This is a genomic window from Blastococcus saxobsidens (genome assembly GCF_010682065.1).
GTDB lineage: Bacteria > Actinomycetota > Actinomycetes > Mycobacteriales > Geodermatophilaceae > Blastococcus > Blastococcus saxobsidens_B.
Window position 1 is genome coordinate 132,423 of sequence record NZ_JAAGWG010000011.1, and the last position, 17,473, is coordinate 149,895.

Annotated in this window: 19 protein-coding genes; 10 read left to right on the top strand and 9 right to left on the bottom strand. The window is 74.3% G+C overall.

Going from position 1 to position 17,473, the window contains the following annotated elements; all coding sequences use genetic code 11:
- Window positions 1–3 precede the first annotated feature (3 nt).
- Window positions 4–627 carry an MSMEG_1061 family FMN-dependent PPOX-type flavoprotein gene (locus GCU60_RS09445; protein WP_163204541.1) on the bottom strand — a complete coding sequence of 208 codons (624 nt, stop codon included), beginning with the start codon at window positions 625–627 and terminating at the stop codon, window positions 4–6.
- A gap of 63 nt (window positions 628–690) precedes the next feature.
- Here GCU60_RS09445 and GCU60_RS09450 point away from each other — a divergent pair, with 63 nt between their 5' ends.
- A complete protein-coding gene (locus GCU60_RS09450; protein ID WP_163204543.1) occupies window positions 691–942 on the top strand; it encodes a DUF3253 domain-containing protein in 252 nt (83 codons plus the stop codon).
- Window positions 943–952: 10 nt separating this feature from the next.
- On the opposite strand, the gene GCU60_RS09455 is transcribed toward GCU60_RS09450, so the two are convergent.
- Both GCU60_RS09455 and GCU60_RS09460 read right to left on the bottom strand, forming a co-directional pair.
- Complete coding sequence (locus GCU60_RS09455; RefSeq protein WP_163204545.1) at window positions 953–2,884, bottom strand: alpha/beta fold hydrolase; 1,932 nt, start codon at window positions 2,882–2,884, stop codon at window positions 953–955.
- 59 nt (window positions 2,885–2,943) lie between these two features.
- Entirely contained in the window at window positions 2,944–3,426 is a 483-nt protein-coding gene (locus GCU60_RS09460; RefSeq protein WP_163204547.1) for an Lrp/AsnC family transcriptional regulator, read from the bottom strand.
- Between the two features lie 208 nt (window positions 3,427–3,634).
- Between GCU60_RS09460 and pdhA the strand changes: the two genes are divergently transcribed.
- From pdhA to GCU60_RS09505, 9 genes are all read left to right on the top strand, one after another.
- On the top strand, window positions 3,635–4,783 hold the full coding sequence (gene pdhA / locus GCU60_RS09465) for a pyruvate dehydrogenase (acetyl-transferring) E1 component subunit alpha (protein WP_163204548.1): 1,149 nt from the start codon (window positions 3,635–3,637) through the stop codon (window positions 4,781–4,783).
- On the top strand, window positions 4,780–5,757 hold the full coding sequence (locus tag GCU60_RS09470; protein WP_163204550.1) for an alpha-ketoacid dehydrogenase subunit beta: 978 nt from the start codon (window positions 4,780–4,782) through the stop codon (window positions 5,755–5,757). The genes pdhA and GCU60_RS09470 overlap by 4 nt, the downstream gene beginning before the upstream one ends.
- A 1-nt stretch (window position 5,758) precedes the next feature.
- Complete coding sequence (locus GCU60_RS09475; RefSeq protein ID WP_163204552.1) at window positions 5,759–7,273, top strand: dihydrolipoamide acetyltransferase family protein; 1,515 nt, start codon at window positions 5,759–5,761, stop codon at window positions 7,271–7,273.
- A gap of 26 nt (window positions 7,274–7,299) precedes the next feature.
- Complete coding sequence (locus GCU60_RS09480) at window positions 7,300–7,680, top strand: hypothetical protein (RefSeq protein ID WP_163204554.1); 381 nt, start codon at window positions 7,300–7,302, stop codon at window positions 7,678–7,680.
- A gap of 9 nt (window positions 7,681–7,689) precedes the next feature.
- A complete protein-coding gene (locus tag GCU60_RS09485; RefSeq protein WP_163204556.1) occupies window positions 7,690–8,856 on the top strand; it encodes an AGE family epimerase/isomerase in 1,167 nt (388 codons plus the stop codon).
- 35 nt (window positions 8,857–8,891) lie between these two features.
- A complete protein-coding gene (locus tag GCU60_RS09490) occupies window positions 8,892–9,287 on the top strand; it encodes a PPOX class F420-dependent oxidoreductase (protein ID WP_204261730.1) in 396 nt (131 codons plus the stop codon).
- Between the two features lie 109 nt (window positions 9,288–9,396).
- Window positions 9,397–9,858, top strand: a complete 462-nt coding sequence (locus GCU60_RS09495; RefSeq protein ID WP_163204558.1) for an SRPBCC family protein — start codon at window positions 9,397–9,399, stop codon at window positions 9,856–9,858.
- Between the two features lie 227 nt (window positions 9,859–10,085).
- The gene (locus GCU60_RS09500; protein ID WP_163204560.1) at window positions 10,086–10,235 is read left to right on the top strand and encodes a hypothetical protein; all 150 of its coding nucleotides are present in this window, start codon (window positions 10,086–10,088) and stop codon (window positions 10,233–10,235) included.
- 298 nt (window positions 10,236–10,533) lie between these two features.
- Window positions 10,534–12,585, top strand: a complete 2,052-nt coding sequence (locus GCU60_RS09505; protein ID WP_163204562.1) for a GGDEF domain-containing protein — start codon at window positions 10,534–10,536, stop codon at window positions 12,583–12,585.
- A gap of 45 nt (window positions 12,586–12,630) precedes the next feature.
- Here the strand turns inward: GCU60_RS09505 and GCU60_RS09510 are convergent, their stop codons facing one another.
- The 6 genes from GCU60_RS09510 to GCU60_RS19845 all read right to left on the bottom strand — a co-directional run.
- Window positions 12,631–13,458, bottom strand: coding sequence for a tyrosine-protein phosphatase (locus GCU60_RS09510; protein ID WP_163204564.1), 828 nt, complete (start codon window positions 13,456–13,458; stop codon window positions 12,631–12,633).
- 10 nt (window positions 13,459–13,468) lie between these two features.
- The gene (locus tag GCU60_RS09515) at window positions 13,469–14,383 is read right to left on the bottom strand and encodes a 3-methyladenine DNA glycosylase (RefSeq protein WP_345770505.1); all 915 of its coding nucleotides are present in this window, start codon (window positions 14,381–14,383) and stop codon (window positions 13,469–13,471) included.
- A gap of 66 nt (window positions 14,384–14,449) precedes the next feature.
- Window positions 14,450–14,617 carry a hypothetical protein gene (locus GCU60_RS19840; protein ID WP_204261731.1) on the bottom strand — a complete coding sequence of 56 codons (168 nt, stop codon included), beginning with the start codon at window positions 14,615–14,617 and terminating at the stop codon, window positions 14,450–14,452.
- Between the two features lie 228 nt (window positions 14,618–14,845).
- Window positions 14,846–16,684, bottom strand: a complete 1,839-nt coding sequence (locus GCU60_RS09520; RefSeq protein WP_163204566.1) for an acyl-CoA dehydrogenase — start codon at window positions 16,682–16,684, stop codon at window positions 14,846–14,848.
- A gap of 138 nt (window positions 16,685–16,822) precedes the next feature.
- Window positions 16,823–17,221, bottom strand: coding sequence for a lipopolysaccharide assembly protein LapA domain-containing protein (locus GCU60_RS09525; RefSeq protein WP_163204568.1), 399 nt, complete (start codon window positions 17,219–17,221; stop codon window positions 16,823–16,825).
- Window positions 17,218–17,473, bottom strand: a 256-nt coding sequence (locus tag GCU60_RS19845; RefSeq protein ID WP_204261768.1) for a hypothetical protein, incomplete at its 5' end; no start/stop codon positions are given. The genes GCU60_RS19845 and GCU60_RS09525, both read right to left, overlap by 4 nt.

Sequence of the window (17,473 nt, forward strand, 5' to 3'; positions counted from 1 at the left end):
AGGTCAGCTCGTCGGGTACAGCCCCGCGGAGTAGGCGGCGCTGGAGTAGTAGCGCTCCAGCTCCTCGAGCGGCTCGTCCTTGCGCTCGAGCGCGTGCGCGATCCGGGCGCGTGACGGCACCGCGTCGGGCCGCCAGCTCTCCGGATCCCACAGCTGCGAGCGCAGGAACGCCTTGCCGCAGTGGTGGAACACCTGCTCGACCGCCACGACGACGGCGAGGACCGGCCGGTGGCCCTTGACCACCATGCGGTCCAGCAGGTCCGGGTCGGTGACCAGGCGGGCGCGGCCGTTGATGCGCAGCGTGTCGGTGCGGCCGGGCAGCAGGTAGACGAGCCCGACGTGCGGATTGGCCAGGATGTTGCGGTACCCGTCGGCCCGCCGGTTGCCCGCCCGTTCGGGGATCGCGATCGTGCGCTCGTCGAGGACGAGGGTGAAGCCGGGCGGATCGCCCTTCGGCGAGACGTCGCAGCTGCCGTCGGCGGCGCTGGTCGCGACCAGGCAGAAGGGTGAGGCGGCCAGCCACTCGCGGTCCACGTCGGCGAGCGCCGTCCGCTCCTTGGCCAGGGCCGCCGGCATCGGTTCCCCGAGCAGGGCCCGGAGCTCGTCCTCGCTGGTGATCTCGTGCACGCGGGCAGTCTGCCCTGCCGCGGTGCGCTGGCGGCCCCGGGCGGCGCCGGTCAGGCTGACGGGGTGGACGACGTCGGCGTGCGGCTCGAGCGGGCGATCGGGGAGCTGCTGGACCGGCGCAGCGCGGAGGCCTCCATCTGCCCGTCGGAGGCGGCGCGGGCGGTCGACCCGGACGCCTGGCGGGACCTGATGCCCGCAGCCCGCGCCGCGGCCGGCCGGCTGGCGGCCGCCGGCGAGGTGGAGGTGACCCAGGGCGGCGTGGTGGTCGACGTCGCGGGCGCCCGCGGGCCGGTCCGGGTGCGTCGCCCCCGCTGAGGGGCCGGGTCTACTCGATCGGCTCGCCCCGGAACAGCCCGTCCAGCCACCCGTCCTCGTCCAGCTCGAGCACGGCGAACGGCAGGGTGACGTCCATGCTGGCGTCCCCGTAGCCGCCGTCGCCCACCTCCACCGTGCCGTCCACCGGGACGTCCGGCGTCCAGGCGCAGCCGTCCAGCGTGATCTGCACCGTTCCGCCCATGTCCAGCGAGTACTCGGCGACGCCACCCTCCGGGCAGCCGACCTCCAGCGGCGCACTGCCCGGCCAGGCCTCGAACGTCGGGCCGAGCAGCTCGGTGAGCAGCAGGTCGACGGTGGCCCAGGCGTCCTCGTAGCCGTCCGCGTCCTCGGGCGGCAGCGGGGTGTAGGGCTGACCGGGCATCGACTCGCAGGTCGTGACCGGGCGGTCGGGGAGCCGGCCGGAGCCGAGCAGGCGGAGCACCGCCTCGTCCACGCAGGGCTCACCCCAGCCGAAGACGACGTGCGGGCCGCCGGTCAGCACGACCAGCGCGGCGTCGGGGTCGCGCCCGTGCACGCGCACGGCGTTGCCCGCCGGCGTGTTCGGGTCGGTGTCGGCGGTCAGCAGCAGCACCGGGTGCGGCGGGTCGGCGGGCGCGGGCGGCGGCGGCGGCACCGGCTCCCCCGACCGCGGCCAGAAGAGGCAGGGCAGGTCGGCGTAGTAGATGTCGTCGAGGCGGATGCCGGCCACGCCCGCCTCGGCGGCGCCGTCGAGCCAGGCGTCCAGCTCCTCGCGCGACGAGCGGCCCTCGGGGACGAAGGGGTGGTCCGTGCACTCCACCGCGAGGAAGAGGGCGTAGGAGAACGAGGGGTCGGGCAGCACCTCGCCGGTGTTCGGATCGGCCCCGACGTTGGCCGCGGCCAGCCGCGCCAGCGGCAGCTCGTCGCCCTCGACGGCGGCGTTGAGCGCACGCTGCAGCTGCACGCGCATGTACGGCACGCTCATCGAGCCGGACGCCGCCGTCTCCAGCTCCTCGAGCGTCAGCTCCCGCTCCTCGGTCCCGCCGTCGGGCAGCGGGTAGTCGTAGGCGCGCGGCTGCTCGGCCAGCTCGGCGGCGAGCGCGTCGTAGGCGGCGGCCGAGGCACCCGGCGCGTCCGTCGCGCAGGCGCGGTCCTGGTCGCACTGGGTGAGCCCGAGCGCCAGGACGTCGCTGTAGGCGCGGGCGCTCTCGGCGGCGAACGCCCGGATCGGGGTCTGCGGGTCGACGACGCCGTCGAGGATCAGGCTCTGCACGCGGTCCGGGTGCGCGGCGGCGTAGGCCTGGGAGAACTGGGTGCCGTAGCTCTCGCCGTAGAGGGTGAGCTGCTCGGCGCCGTACCACTGGCGGAACACCTCGAGGTCCTCCGCGGCCTGCCGGGTGCTGAACAGCCGCGCCTCGGCGGGGGGAAGCCCCGCCTCCGCGAAGCACTCCTCGCCGAACCGCTCCGCGGCGCGGGCGTAGCGGTCCCGCTCGTCGGCGTCGGAGGAGGAGTCGATGACGTCGTCGAAGTCCCAGAGCGCGTCGTCGCAGGTGAACGGCTCGGAGCGGCCGATCCCGCGCTGGTCGAAGAACACCACGTCGTAGGAGTCGGTGATCTCCGGGTCCAGCGACTGGAGGCGCACGTCCGCGAGGAGGATGCCGCTGGATCCCGGCCCGCCGGTCGCCGTCACCAGCACGCCCTTCCGCTCGCCGTCGGCCGGGCGGACGGCGAACGTCACCTCCCACTCGCGCGAGGCCGGGGCGAAGTGGTCCGACGGCACGGTGAGCGTGACGCACTCGAAGTCGGCCCCGCACTGCTCGCGCGTCACCAGCTCGCCGCCGGCGCTGGTGAAGGGTTCGATGGTCCCGTCGACCAGCTCGGGGCCGCAGCCGCTCAGCAGCAGCGGGCCGGTGAGGAGGGCGACGAGCAGCGGCGCGGCTCGGCGTGTCCGGGATCTGGGCACGGCGCACCCTAGGACGGCGGGCCGCACCGGACCGACTCCGGCCCTGTGACGCGCCGGAGTCAGCCGGTGACGGTCGGCCCGGCGGTCCGGCGCAGCAGCGGGGCGACCCGGCGGTCCACGAAGCGCCGCATGGCCAGGGCGGTGTCGACCCGCTGCACGCCCGGGATGCCCAGGACCGCCTCGGTGACCCGCCAGAGGTGGTCGGCGTCGGTGGCCACGACGTGCACGAGCAGGTCGGTGGCGCCGGACAGCCCGGTCACCTCGAGCACCTCCGGGATGCCGGCCAGTGCGTCGCTCACCTCGGCCAGCCCGCGCTGCGCGACCTGCACGGACATGTAGGCCCCGAGCCGGTAGCCCAGCGCCTCCGGCCGCACGCGGTGGTCGTGCGGCGCGAGGACGCCGTTGCTCTCCAGCCGCGCCAGCCTGGCCTGGACGGTGTTCCGCGCGAGCCCGAGCCGCTGCGAGAGCGCCATCACGCTGGCGCGGGGGTCCTGGGTCAGGGCGAGCAGCAGCCGGGCATCGGTGGCGTCGACCTCGGCCATGCTGCGCAGTCTGCCATCCCGGAGGCGCTCCGGAGAAGCGATCTGCTCAGGTCGTCTTCCGCCACCTGTGCAGATCGTTGTCTCCGGGGGTGTTGCACGGCGGGTGCGTCGTGTCAGGATGGTGTGAGGCCCGCCACACCCGGCGGACGTCCAGCACCAGCGCGGCCCGGTGATCCCGGCCGCGGTGGCCGAGGCGAGGAGCGCGACCATGACTGCGTTGCCCCAGACCACCGAGGTGGTCGACCCCGTACCCGGGGCTGCCGCGCCCCACCTGCCCCCCGACGGCGGCCGGGACCTCGTCCAGCTGCTGACGCCGGAGGGCGACCGGGTCGAGCACCCCGACTACTCCCTCGACATCGACGAGGAGCAGCTGCGCGGCCTGTACCGCGACATGGCGCTCGTCCGCCGCTGGGACGTCGAGGCCACCGCGCTGCAGCGCCAGGGCGAGCTGGGGATCTGGGCCTCGCTGCTGGGCCAGGAGGCCGCGCAGATCGGTGCCGGCCGCGCGATGGCCGCCGACGACATGGCCTTCCCCACCTATCGCGAGCACGGCGTGGCCTGGGCGCGCGGCGTCGACCCGCTGCACGTCATCAGCCTCTTCCGCGGCGTGGACAACGGCGGCTGGGACCCGCTGGCGACCCGGTTCAACCTCTACACCGTCGTGATCGGCGCGCAGTGCCTGCACGGCACCGGCTACGCCATGGGCGTCCAGCGGGACGGTGCCGAGCAGGCCGTGCTGGCCTTCCTCGGTGACGGCGCGACCAGCCAGGGCGAGGTCAACGAGGCGATGATCTGGGCGGCCAGCTTCTCGGCCCCCGTCGTCTTCTTCTGCCAGAACAACCAGTACGCGATCAGCGTGCCGCTGGAGCGGCAGTCCCGGGTGCCGCTGTACCAGCGGGCCGCCGGCTTCGGCTTCCCCGGCGTGCGGGTCGACGGCAACGACGTGCTGGCCGTCCTCGCCGTGACGCGCGCGGCGCTGGCCGCCGCCCGCGAGGGCCAGGGCCCCACGTTCATCGAGGCGTTCACCTACCGCATGGGTGCGCACACCACCTCCGACGACCCGTCGCGCTACCGGCTGGCCAGCGAGCTGGAGGAGTGGAAGCTGCGCGACCCGATCGCCCGCCTCAAGGCCCACCTCTCGCGCAGCGGCGCAGCCGACGCCGCCTTCTTCGACTCGGTGGAGGCCGAGGCCGACGAGCTGGCCGCCCGCATCCGCAGCGGGACGCTGGAGATGCCCGATCCGGCCCCGACGTCGATGTTCGACTCCGTCTACGCCGAGCAGACCCCGCAGCTGGCGCAGCAGCGGGCCGACTTCGTCGCCTACCAGGCGAGCTTCGAGGGGGGCGAGCACCGATGACCCAGACGCTCACCATCGGCAAGGCGCTGAACCTCGGCCTGCGCAAGGCCATGGAGGACGACGCCAAGGTCGTCCTCATGGGCGAGGACATCGGCAAGCTCGGCGGGGTCTTCCGGATCACCGACGGCCTGCAGAAGGACTTCGGCGAGGCGCGCGTCGTGGACACCCCGCTCGCCGAGGCCGGCATCCTCGGCACCGCCGTGGGGCTGGCCATGCGCGGCTACCGGCCGGTCTGCGAGATCCAGTTCGACGGCTTCGTCTTCCCGGCCTACAACCAGATCGTCACCCAGGTCGCCAAGATGCACGCCAGGTCCCGGGGCGTGCTCCCGATGCCGATCGTCATCCGCATCCCGTTCGGCGGCGGCATCGGCGCGGTGGAGCACCACAGCGAGAGCCCGGAGGCCTACTTCGCGCACACGGCGGGGCTGAAGGTCGTCGCCGTCAGCAACCCGGTCGACGCCTACTGGGGCATCCAGCAGGCGATCGCGGCCCCCGACCCGATCGTCTTCCTGGAGCCCAAGCGCCGGTACTGGGAGAAGGCCGAGGTAGACGTCGACGCCACGCCCGATCCGCTGTTCGCCTCGCGGATCGTCCGCGGTGGCGACGACGTGACCGTGCTCGCCTACGGACCGATGGTGAAGACGGCGCTGCAGGCCGCCGACGCTGCGGCCGAGGAGGGGCGGTCGGTGGAGGTGGTGGACCTGCGCACGGTCTCCCCGCTGGACCTCGACCCGGTGTTCGAGTCGGTGCGCCGCACCGGCCGCTGCGTGGTCGTGCACGAGGCGCCGGTGACCCTGGGCCTGGGCGCGGAGATCGCCGCCCGGGTGACCGAGACCTGCTTCCACTCCCTGGAGGCACCGGTGCTGCGGGTCGGGGGCTACGACACGCCCTACCCGCCGTCGAAGCTCGAGGAGGAGTACCTCCCCGACCTCGACCGGGTGCTGGACGCCGTCGACCGCGCGATGGAGTTCTGAGATGGCTGCGCTGAAGCAGTTCCGGCTGCCCGACGTCGGCGAGGGCCTGACCGAGGGGGAGATCCTCCAGTGGCTGGTCGCCGTCGGCGACACGGTCACGGTCAACCAGCCGCTGTGCGAGGTGGAGACGGCCAAGGCCGCCGTCGAGCTCCCCTCGCCGTTCGCCGGCACGGTGACCGAGCTGTTGTTCGAGGCCGGGACGATGGTCGACGTCGGCACGCCGATCATCACCATCGACACCGGCGCGGCCGACGGCGGCGGACCGACGCCGGCCCCTGCGCCGACCGACGAGGCACCCGCCGACGGGGAGCCCGCCGCCGGCCTCATCGGTGGCTCGGCCCCGGGCGGGCGGACCGCGGTGCTCGTCGGCTACGGCCCGCGCACCACCGAGGCGCGGCGCCGGCCGCGGCGCTCGGGCACCTCCGTCGCCGCCCTGCCCGGCGCGGACTACGGCTCCGGTGGCACCGACCGCCCGGCGCCACTCACCGACGACGGGCCACCCCTGCTCGCCACCGCGCCCGACATGCGCAGCAAGCCGATGCGGCACGGCGGGCTGGAGGTGGGCCGGCAGGCGGAGGCGGCCGCGCTCCGGGAGGACGCCGCCCCCGCGCAGCCCGTCGCCCCCGGCCGCCGCGGGCCCCGCCCGCTGGCCAAGCCGCCGGTGCGCAAGTACGCCAAGGATTCCGGCATCGATCTGACCACGCTGACCGGCTCCGGGACCGGTGGCTGCATCACCCGTGCCGACGTCGACGCCGCGATCGCGGCCCGCTCGACCGCTCCGGCGGGACCGACCGCGACCGCCCCGGTGGTGGACGGCACGCGGGAGCAGCGGATCCCGATCAAGGGCGTGCGCAAGCACACCGCGGCCGCGATGGTGGCCAGCGCCTTCACCGCACCGCACGTCACGGAGTTCCTCACCGTCGACGTCACGCGGATGATGAAGCTGCGCGCCCGGCTCGCCGCCCGGCCCGAGCTGGCCGACGTGAAGGTCAGCCCGCTGCTGTTCGTCGCCAAGGCGGTGCTGCTGGCCGCGAGGCGGCACCCGATGATCAACAGCAGCTGGGACGAGGCGGCGCAGGAGATCGTGGTCAAGGACTACGTGAACCTGGGCATCGCCGCCGCCACCCCGCGCGGGCTCGTCGTGCCCAACATCAAGGACGCCGGCCGGCTCGCGCTGCCCGAGCTGGCCGCGGCGCTCGGCGAGCTGACGGCCACCGCCCGGGACGGGCGGACCGCACCGGTGGACATGACCGGCGGCACGATCACGATCACCAACGTGGGCGTGTTCGGCGTCGACACCGGCACCCCGATCCTCAACCCGGGGGAGGCGGCGATCCTCGCCTTCGGTGCCGTCCGGGAGATGCCGTGGGTGCACAGGGGCAGGGTGAGGCCGCGGCAGGTCACCCAGCTGGCGCTCTCCTTCGACCACCGCATCGTCGACGGCGAGCTCGGCTCGCGGTTCCTGGCCGACGTCGGGGCGTTGCTGCACGATCCGGGCAACGCCCTGGCCTTCTGAGCCGGCGGGGCGGCAGGATGCCGGCCATGGATCGACGCCGTCCCGCCCTGGTGGCGCTGCTGCTCTTCGTCGCCTTCACCGGGGCCGCGATCGTGGTGAGCGGTTCCCGACCGGCCTCCGACGAGGGGGCGCTGCCGTGGGCCCTCCAGGTGATCGGCTACCTCTGCGCCGTCGCCGCCGGCGTCCTGCTCCTCACCGGGCAGGACGCCGCCGGCCGGCGGACCGGGATGGTGGTGACGGCGGCGGTCGTGGTGCTCGCCCTGCTCGACGTGCTGGTCCCCGACGAGGGGGGCGCGAACATCGGCGCGGGCCTCGTCCGGCTGGTGCTGCTGGTGGTCCTGGCGGTGGCCACGGTGCGGCTGTCGCTCGCGACCGCGGCGGCCCGCCGGTCGAGGCCGGCCTCCTAGCCTCTCCGGATGACCGATCTGGACCGGCTGCTCGACTTCGCCGAACGCGCCCGGCTGCCCGAGGGCGGTTTCGGCTACCTCGGCGCCGACGGCAGCGTGCTGCCCGGCCGGCCGCAGGAGACCTGGATCGTCGCGCGGATGACGCACGTCTTCGGGCTGGCCTCCCTGCTGGGCCGGCCGGGGGCGGACGAACTGGTCCGGCACGGCGTCGCCGCCCTCCGGACGGGGCCGCTGCACGACGCCGAGCACGGCGGCTGGCGGACGGCCACCGACGACGACGGCAAGAGCGCCTACGTGCACGCCTTCGTCCTGCTGGCCGGCTCGACCGCGGCCCAGGCGCGGATCGAGGGCGGTCCGGCGCTGCTGGACGAGGCGCTGGACCTCTGGCAGGACCGGTTCTGGGACGACGAGGCAGGCCTCGCCGTCGAGGAGTGGGACCGCGGCTGGTCGCGGCTGTCGGACTACCGCGGGGCCAACGCGAACATGCACGGGGTGGAGGCGACGCTCGCCGCCGCCGACGCGACGGACGATCCGGCCCTGGCGCGCCGGCTGCGCGACCAGGCGCTGCGCAGCGTGGCGCGGGTGGTGCACGGCTGGGCACGCGAGCGCGACTGGCGGCTGCCCGAGCACTTCGACTCCGGCTGGACACCCCTCCCGGGGTTCAACCGGGACCGGCCGGCCGATCCGTTCCGGCCGTTCGGGGTCACCGTCGGGCACCAGTTCGAGTGGGCCCGCCTGGCGCTGCACCTGCGCGCGGTCCTGACCGAGCCGCCCGGCTGGCTGCTCGCGGACGCCGTCGACCTGTTCGAGACCGCCGCCACCCGGGGGTGGGCCGCCGACGGGCACGACGGCTTCCCGTACACGCTGGACTGGGACGACCGGCCTGTCGTCGGCGCCCGGATGCACTGGGTGCTCTGCGAGGCGGTCGCGGCCGCGGCGGTGCTGGCCGCGGTCACCCGCGAGGAGCGGTACGCCGCGCTGGCCCGGACGTGGCGAGAGCACGGCGAGCGGCGGTTCGCCGACCCGGCCACCGGCAGCTGGCACCACGAGCTGACGCCCACCGGCGAGGTGGGCTCGGGCACCTGGTCGGGGCAGCCGGACGCCTACCACCTGGCGCAGATGCTCCTGCTCGGGGACCGCCCGGTGCGGGGGAGCGTCGCGGCGTCGCTGCGCTGACGCCCCCGCTCGCGGCGCGGCCTACCGTCGGGCCGGTGGACCCCCTCCTGCGCCTCGCCGATGCGCGCTTCGTCTCGCTGACCACCTTCCGCCGCTCGGGAGAGCGCGTGTCCACTCCGGTGTGGATCGGCCGGGACGGGGAGTCGCTGGTCGTGCTGACCCCGGCCGGCAGCGGGAAGGTGGAGCGGCTGCGGGCCGACCCCCGCGTCGAGCTCCGCCCGTGCGGGCGCTTCGGAGCGGTGGCCGAGGGTGTCGAGGCGGTGCCGGGGAGGGCCGAGCTCCGCGTGAGTCCAGCCGACGTGGCGCGGGCCCGGGCGACGATCCGGCGCGCCTACCCCGTGGAGTCCCGGCTCGTCCTGGGGATCGAGCGGCTCGTGGAGCGGCTGCGCGGCCGGCCCCGCACCCAGCGGCTGGCGCTGCTGATCACCTGACCGGGTGGCGCGCGGCGGGCCGGTCGCTGACCTGCTGGTTCGACGTGTCACGGGGGCCGTGGACGGGTAGGCGGTGCACGACCGAGTTCGCGAGGAAGAGGAGCAGACAGTGGCCAGCGTGCAGGAGTCCGTCGACGTCGACGTCCCGATCCGGACCGTCTACGACCAGTGGACCCAGTTCGAGTCCTTCCCGCAGTTCATGGGCGGGGTCGAGAGCATCACGCAGATCGACGCCACCCACACCCACTGGGTCACCAACATCGACGGCGTGAAGCGCGAGTTCGACGCGGAGATCACCGAGCAGCACCCCGAGGAGCGCGTGGCCTGGACCAGCACCAGCGGTGAGGCCAAGCACGCCGGGGTCGTGACGTTCCACCGGCTCGCCGAGGACAAGACCCGCGTGATGATCCAGATCGACTGGGAGCCCGAGGGGCTGGTGGAGAAGGCCGGCGCCGCCCTGGGCTTCGACGACCGCCAGGTGAAGGCCGACGCGAAGAAGTTCAAGGAGTTCATCGAGAGCCGCGGTACCGAGACCGGTGCCTGGCGCGGAGACGTCCAGCGCCCCAGCTGACGGCCCGCGACCCGACGACGGCGCCCACCCTCTCCAGGGGGTGGGCGCCGTCGTCGTGTCCTGGGTCGGAGTGGCCCGTGAGGTGACGCCGTGACGACTCTCACCCCAAGGGGTGATGAACCTTCGGCCGTGGCTCATGTTTGCCGACGTTTCGTCGGATTAGAGTGGTGTCCGCCTGCGTTACTACGGGCGTAGGTCCCACATCGACGACGAAAGAGGCAACAGGAATGAGCAGCGTGACGACCAGCTGGCGTGAGCGTCGGCAGGTGGCGCGTACCCGGCGGGCGCTCGACAAGGCCCTCTCCCGCACCAGCAGCCCGGCCATGCGCGACGAGCTCCTGACGATGGCGAACAGCAGCCACTTCCTCGGCCGCTGAGCCCCGGCCGCGCACGCGGCCCGCGAACATCCCGACCCCGGTCTCCGCTGAGACCGGGGTCGCATGCGTTCGGGCGACGCCCTTGAGCCGCCCCGCGACCACTGGCATCGTGTAGTCGTACGCGTACGTTCGGTGGCTGCTGCCTGGGCCCGCCGTCGTCCCCCCTCCGGGGGCGGTCGGCTCAGGCATGGCCGTGGACGTGCCGATCAGCCGGTGTGCACGCACAGCGGGCTCGAGCCGGGGCGTTCCCGGTTCCCGATCGGCCCGCCGGGGACGTCACCGACGTCGAGAGGACACGATGAGCCAGGCCACCCAGGGGCGCGAGACGTCCGGGGCCACCACCGGCGGGCTCCTTCGCTACGTCCGCGACCAGGGCGGCGACGACGCCGTGGCCGAGGTGCTGCGGCGCGCCGGCGTCGAGGCGAGCCCGGCCGAACTGGACGACCAGTCGCGGTGGTGGAGCTACGACACCCGGATCGCGCTGTTCGCCGCCGCCACCGAGGTGCTGGGCCGCCCGCGCACCATGTTCGACGTCGGCACGGACGTCCTGCGTACCGGCCTGGCCCACTCCCTGGTCATCCTGCTGCGCTCCATGGGCTCGCCCCGCCAGGTCTTCCGCCAGCTCCCGCGGGCGGTGCAGAAGTTCAGCACCACCTCCACGATGGAGATCCTCGAGGCCGGGCCGACGTGGGCCACCGTCCGCTACCGCCTGCACGACGGTTACCGGCACTCGCGGCTGGACTGCGACTACACGCAGGGCCTGCTGAGCACGGTGCCGAAGATCTTCACCCTGCCCGCGGCCGAGATCGTCCACGCGGAGTGCCAGTCCGACGGGCACCCCGCCTGCGTCTACCACCTCACCTGGCAGCGACGGTCCCGGTTGCCGTGGCGCCGGACCGACGACGGGGTGCGCCACGACCCCGAGCTGCACGCGCTCCGCGGGCAGCTGCAGATCCTGCAGTCGGCCGCCACCGACCTGGTGGCCAGCGACGACGTCGACACAGTGCTGGAGCGCATCGTGTCGCGCGCGGCCGAGGCCGTGCTGGCGCCTGCCTACCTCCTCGTCGTCCACGCCCCGGCCGGTGGTGCCCCGCTGGTGCACGGCGCCGGCCTGCCGCCGGAGCAGCTGCCCGAACTCGCTGCACGGCTGCTCGACGGCGGCGACATGGGTCCCGGTGCCGTGGTGGTCGACGTCGCGTCGGCCCGCCGCACGCACGGCCGGCTGGCCGCCCTCTACCGCCCCGGGGACGGCGCGATCGGCGACGAGTCGACGATGCTGGCGGCCTACGCCGGCCACGCCGCCGCCGCGCTGGACCTGATCATCGCCCTGGAGGAGGCACGGACCGAGGCGGTCCGCGCGGGGTCGCTGCTCAGCCTCGCCCACGAGCTGGCCGCGACGACCGAGGCCGCCGAGGTGGCCGACGTGGTCTCCGCGGCGCTCCCCGGCATCGTCGGCTGCAGCACCGCAGGCATCCTGCTGTGGGACGCCGCCACCGGATCACTGCGCTCGCAGGCCTCGGTGGGCCTGGGCACGGTCGGGCGGGAGCTCCTGCAGGCAGCCGCCCTGCGCGCCGAGGACGTCCCCGAGCTGGTGGGCATGCTGACCGGCCGGGAGCCGCAGATCATCCGCGCGGGGACGAGCAGCCCCGTCATGCGCCGTCTCCTGGACCGGCTGGGGACCACCGACCTGGTCGCGGTGCCGCTGCTGGCCGACGGCGTCTTCCTTGGTGCGGCGACCGCCGGGTGGCGGCGGGGCGAGGCGCCCGCCCGCCTCGACGGCGAGGTGCTCACGCGCCTGCGCGGCGTCGGCGACCAGGCCACCACGGCGCTGCAGAAGGCGCGACTGCTGCAGACGGTCCGGCACCAGGCCACGCACGACGCGCTGACCGGCCTGCCCAACCGCGTCCTCTTCCTCGACCGGCTCGCCGGGGCCATCACCGGGGCGCGCCCCCGCGCCCACCTGGGCGTGCTGTTCTGCGACCTCGACCGGTTCAAGCAGGTCAACGACACCCTCGGCCACGCGGCCGGTGACGAGCTCCTCCGCCAGGTCTCGGCCCGCCTGCGCGCCGCCGTGCGCCCCGGCGACACGGTGGGCCGGCTCAGCGGTGACGAGTTCGCCGTCCTGCTGCCCGGGCTGGAGTCCCCGGAGGGCGCGCACGGCCTGGCCGCGCGGGTGGCCGGGTGCTTCGACGAGCCGTTCCGGCTCGAGGGCACGCACGTGCTCGTGGGCACCAGCGTGGGCATCGCCGTGCACGGCGAGGACGGGACCGGCCCGGAGGAGCTGCTGCGGGCGGCCGACGCGGCGATGTACCGGGACAAGCACGACCGCCGCACCTCGGCGCACGGCTGACCTCCCGCCGTCCACCGGGACGGCCGTGGCCGGTGGGAAGAGCCGTCAGCCGCGCAGCCTGGCCCGCAGCGCCGCCTGCTCGTCGGCGCCGAAGCCGTGCGTCTCCAGCCAGCCGAGCGGCCCGCCGTGGCGCTCGTCGAGCAGGCCCAGCACCCGCTCCATGGTCTCCGCCCGCGGCGTGTGGCTGTCGACGTCGCGGGTGACCATGTCCACGGCGTAGGTGGGAGAGGCGGCCAGCTTGGCCACCAGCGCGTCGATGATCTCGGCGGTGAGGGCGTAGTCGGCCACGATCTCCTCGTGCGGCACCCCGGTCACCGCGAGCGCCAGGGCGACCACGACGCCGGTGCGGTCCTTGCCCGCCGCGCAGTGCACGACCGCCGCGCCCGGCACGGGTGCGGCCAGCGCGCGCAGCGCGGCCACCACCGCGTCGGACCGCTGCCCGAGGTAACCCAGGTAGGAGCGGACCGCCGGCGACTCGCCCTCGTCGTGCTCGGCGACCTGCCGGGGGAGCAGCGACTCCTGCCAGCCCTCGGGCAGGTCCTCCGGCGGCTCCTCGACGGCGAAGACGTCGGTGTGGTGCCCCCGCTCGGGGAGCAGGCTGAAGTGCCGGTGCGTCACCTCGGCGACGTCGCGCAGCGGGCCGCGGCCCTCGAGCAGGATCTCCGCCGTCGTGCGCAGGTCGATCACCTCTCGCAGCCCGAGCTCCCCGACCAGCCGGCGGACGTCGGCGGCGCTGAGGGTCTGCAGGTTGTCGCTGCGCAGGATCCGGCCGGGCGCGGTGCGCCCGCCGTCGTTCGTGGGCAGTCCCCCGAGGTCCCGCATGTTGGTGGTGCCGTCGAGCCGGATCCAGCGGTCGGGGTGCGCAGCGCTCACGTCCCGGAGACTACGGCGCGCCCGCAGGCCCTCCGGACGAGTGGTCGAGGAGGAGGTCGCAGACCTCGACGAGGCGACCACGGAGCGCGGCGCCCCGGACGGCGAAGGACCGCTGCGCGGCCACGTACCGTCCCCTGCCCTCCGGCGTCTCGATGGCCACCGGCTCGTAGCCGTGGTCGCGAAGGTCGTAGGGGGAGGCGCGCATGTCCAGCTCGCGCACGTCGGCCGCCAGCGCCAGGCAGTCGGCCAGCAGCTCCCCGGGAACGGCGGGCCCGAGCTTGTAGGCCCACTTGTAGAGGTCCATCGTGGCGTGCAGGCAGCCCGGCTGCTCCATCCGGACCTGGGTGTCGCGGCTGGGCCGGAGCCGGTTGCGCCCGACGGCCTCGGGGGTGAAGAACCGGAAGGCGTCGTAGTGGCTGCACCGGATCTGCGCGCCCTCGACGACGGCGTCGGTGCCGTCCCGGCCCAGCCGCAGGGGCAGCGGGTGCCGGTGCTCGTCGGCCCGGTAGACCATCGCCCACTCGTGCAGCCCGAAGCAGCCGGTGAACGCCGGCCGGGCCGCCGTCGCGGTCAGCAGCTCCGACACGAAGCGCACGGTGCCGTCCCGGTCGGCCAGGAAGGCGGCCCGGTCGAGGCTCACGACGCCGTCGGAGCCGGTGCGGTACCAGCGCCAGCCGGCGTGCGGCGCCGGCCCGTCGTCGGCCGGGGCCAGGCCCGCGCCGGCACCGGGGTGCCAGCGCCGCAGCCGACCCGGGGACTCGCTGTAGTACGTGAACAGGAAGTCCAGCACCGGATGCTTCTCGCCCCGGCGCCGCCGCTCCGCGTGCGGGGCGACCCAGCGGTCGACCCGCGCCTCGTGCGCGTCGGCCCGCCGCTGCCACTCGGCCGCCGGCAGGACCGGCGTCAGGGCAGCAGCGGGGAGCACTCGTCCAGGGTATTCGGCCCCCTCCCAGCCCCGCCCTCGGCGGGCGAGGGGCGGCGGGCCCCGCCGTCAGTCGGGGGCGTTCCCGGGGCGGACGACGCCGTCGTCGGACTGCGCGTCCTCGTCGGTGGTGAGCGTCACGCCGCCCTCGGCGCCGTCGTCCGTCTGTGATTCGGTCACCGGACCGTCGGCCGTGTCGGGGGACTCGCGGTAGCCGGTGGGGTCGGACTCGCTCATCGTGCTCCTCGGGACGTGGGGGTGGTTTCCGGACGGGTCATACCTCGCCGGACGCGTCGGCACGCCTCGCGCGAGCGATGTCACCGCCGGCGGACGCCGGGAGGTCGTCGCCGGGTGCTCCGCGGCGGTCGACGTCCTTCCCGCCATGCCCGGTCGACCGGTCGGAAACGGCCGACGGCCGCCTCCCGCGAACGGGAGACGGCCGTCGGGCCGGGCGGACGCCGAGGCTCAGAACGCGGCCTCGTCGACCTCCATCAGGGCGTTGTCGGTGTTCTCGGCGACGAGCCGGTCGGAGGTCAGCCGGGGCAGCACCTGGGTGGCGAAGAACCGGGTGGCGGCGACCTTGCCCTCGTAGAAGTGCTTGTCCTTCTCGCTGACGTCGCCGGCCAGGGCGGCCAGGGCCACCTCGGACTGGCGGACCAGCAGCCACGCGGTGATCAGGTCGCCGGTGGCCAGCAGCAGCCGGCTGGTGTTCTGCGCGACCTTGTACAGCGAGGACATGTCCTCCTGAGCGGCGGTCAGGTGGCCGAACATCGTGGTGAGCATGCCCTGGACGTCCTGCAGCGCGGTGCCGAGCAGCGCGCGCTCCTCCTTGAGCCGCCCGTTGCCGGCCTCGCCGTCGACCGTGGCCTGGATCTGCTCGGCCAGCCAGGTCAGGGCGACGCCGCCGTCCTTGACGATCTTCCGGAAGAAGAAGTCCTGGCCCTGGATCGCCGTCGTGCCCTCGTAGAGGGTGTCGATCTTGGAGTCCCGGATGTACTGCTCGATCGGGTAGTCCTGCAGGAACCCCGAGCCGCCCAGGGTCTGCAGCGACTCCGACGTCAGCAGCTCCGTGGCCCGCTCGGAGCCGAAGCCCTTCACGATCGGCAGCAGCAGGTCGTTGACCCGCTCGGCGAGCTTGGCCGCCTCGCTGTCCCCGGCGGCCTCGGCCTCGACGACGCGGTCGCGGAAGCCCGCGGTGTAGAGGTACAGCGCCCGCATGCCCTCGGCGTAGGCCTTCTGGCGCATCAGCGACCGGCGGACGTCCGGGTGGTGGGTGATGGTCACCCGGGGGGCGTCCTTGCTCGTCGCCGTCAGGTCCGCGCCCTGGACGCGGGTCTTGGCGTAGTCCAGCGCGACCTGGTAGCCGGCCGAGAGGGTCGCGATCGCCTTGGCGCCGACGAACATGCGGGCGTGCTCGATGACCTTGAACATCTGGGCGATGCCGTCGTGGACCTCACCGACCAGCCAGCCCTGCGCGGGCACCGCGCCGTCGCCGAAGGTGAGCTCGCAGGTCGTGGAGACCTTGAGGCCCATCTTCTTCTCGACGTTGGTCACGTAGGCGCCGTTGCGCGCGCCCAGCTCGCCGGTCGCGAGGTCGACGTGGAACTTGGGGACGACGAACAGCGACAGGCCCTTGGTGCCGGCCTTCGCGCCCTCGGGGCGGGCCAGGACCAGGTGGATGATGTTGTCGCTCATGTCGTGCTCGGCCGACGTGATGAACCGCTTCACGCCGTGGATGTGCCACGAGCCGTCCGCCTGCTGCACGGCCTTGGTGGTGCCGGCGCCGACGTCGGAGCCCGCGTCGGGCTCGGTGAGCACCATCGTGGCGCCCCAGCGGTGCTCGAGCATGAGCTCGGCCAGGCGCTTCTGGTCCGGCGTGCCCAGCTCGTCGAGGATGGCCGCGAAGGCCGCACCCGAGCCGTACATGAACACGGCGGGGTTGGCGCCGAGGATCATCTCGAAGGCGCCCCAGGTCAGGGCGTGCGGCGCACCGAAGCCGCCGAGGTGCTCGGGCAGGTCGAGGCGGGCCCACTCGCCGTCCTCGACGGCCTTGTAGGACTTCTTGAACGACTCCGGGATGGTCACGGAGTTCGTCGCCGGGTCGAACACCGGCGGGTTGCGGTCGGCGTCGACGAAGGACGCGGCGACCGGGCCCTCGGCGAGCTTGCGGATCTCGGCCAGGATCCCGCGCGCGGTGCCGGCGTCCATCTGCTCGAACGGGCCGGTGCCGAACTTGTCCTTGGTGTCCAGGAACTCGAAGAGGTTGAACTCGAGGTCCCGGAGGTTGGCGGTGTAGTGCGTCATTGCGCTCAGGCTCCCGTGCTCCGTGCCGGCGTACGGCGTCGTGCTACTCGCGAGTAACAAACGGTATTACTCGCGAGTAGCAACGGCAAGCAGCGGGGTCCTCGACACGCCCCGGCCGGGGCACCTGACCCGGAGGGGTCAGCGGTTGCGGCGCCGGGCGCGCCGCACGAGGCCGGCCAGCCAGACCAGCAACCCGCCCAGCACGGCGGCGATGAGCAGCGCCAGGACCAGCGGCGCGTCGACGTCGGCGAAGACCAGGCTGATCTGCACCGTCTGCCCGTTGAAGACGACGAACAGCACGAGCAGCACGGTGACGAAGATCAGCAGCGCCAGCGCCAGGGTGCGGCCGATGGCCCGGCCGGTGTGTCGCTCGCGCGGCGGCGGCGACTGCTGCGGCGGTGGGGTCGTGGCCGGAGGCGGTCCCGTCGGGCCGGCAGGCGCGGGTCCGCCCGCGGGGGTCCCGCTCGTCCGCCCGCCCAGGCCGACGCTCAACGGGTCGGCCGGCGGGCCGGTGCGGCCGTCGTCGGGGGCGCTCATCGTGCGTCCGGTTCGGTCTCGGCGGGCGGGTAGCTGGGCCCGGCGACGCCGCTGGCGGGACCGGGTGCACCGCCCTGCGACTTCTCGTCCGCGGGCGGTGCGACCTCCGCGCCCAGCGGCTCGGCGTCGCGGTCGGAACCTGCGTTGTTCTCGTCCGGCATGGTCACCGCGTCATTGTCGCCCTCCGGGCGACACCGCGGCCAGTTGCCGTTCCCCGGCGCCGCCGAGCCGCTGCCCGTGTCCCGATCGGGG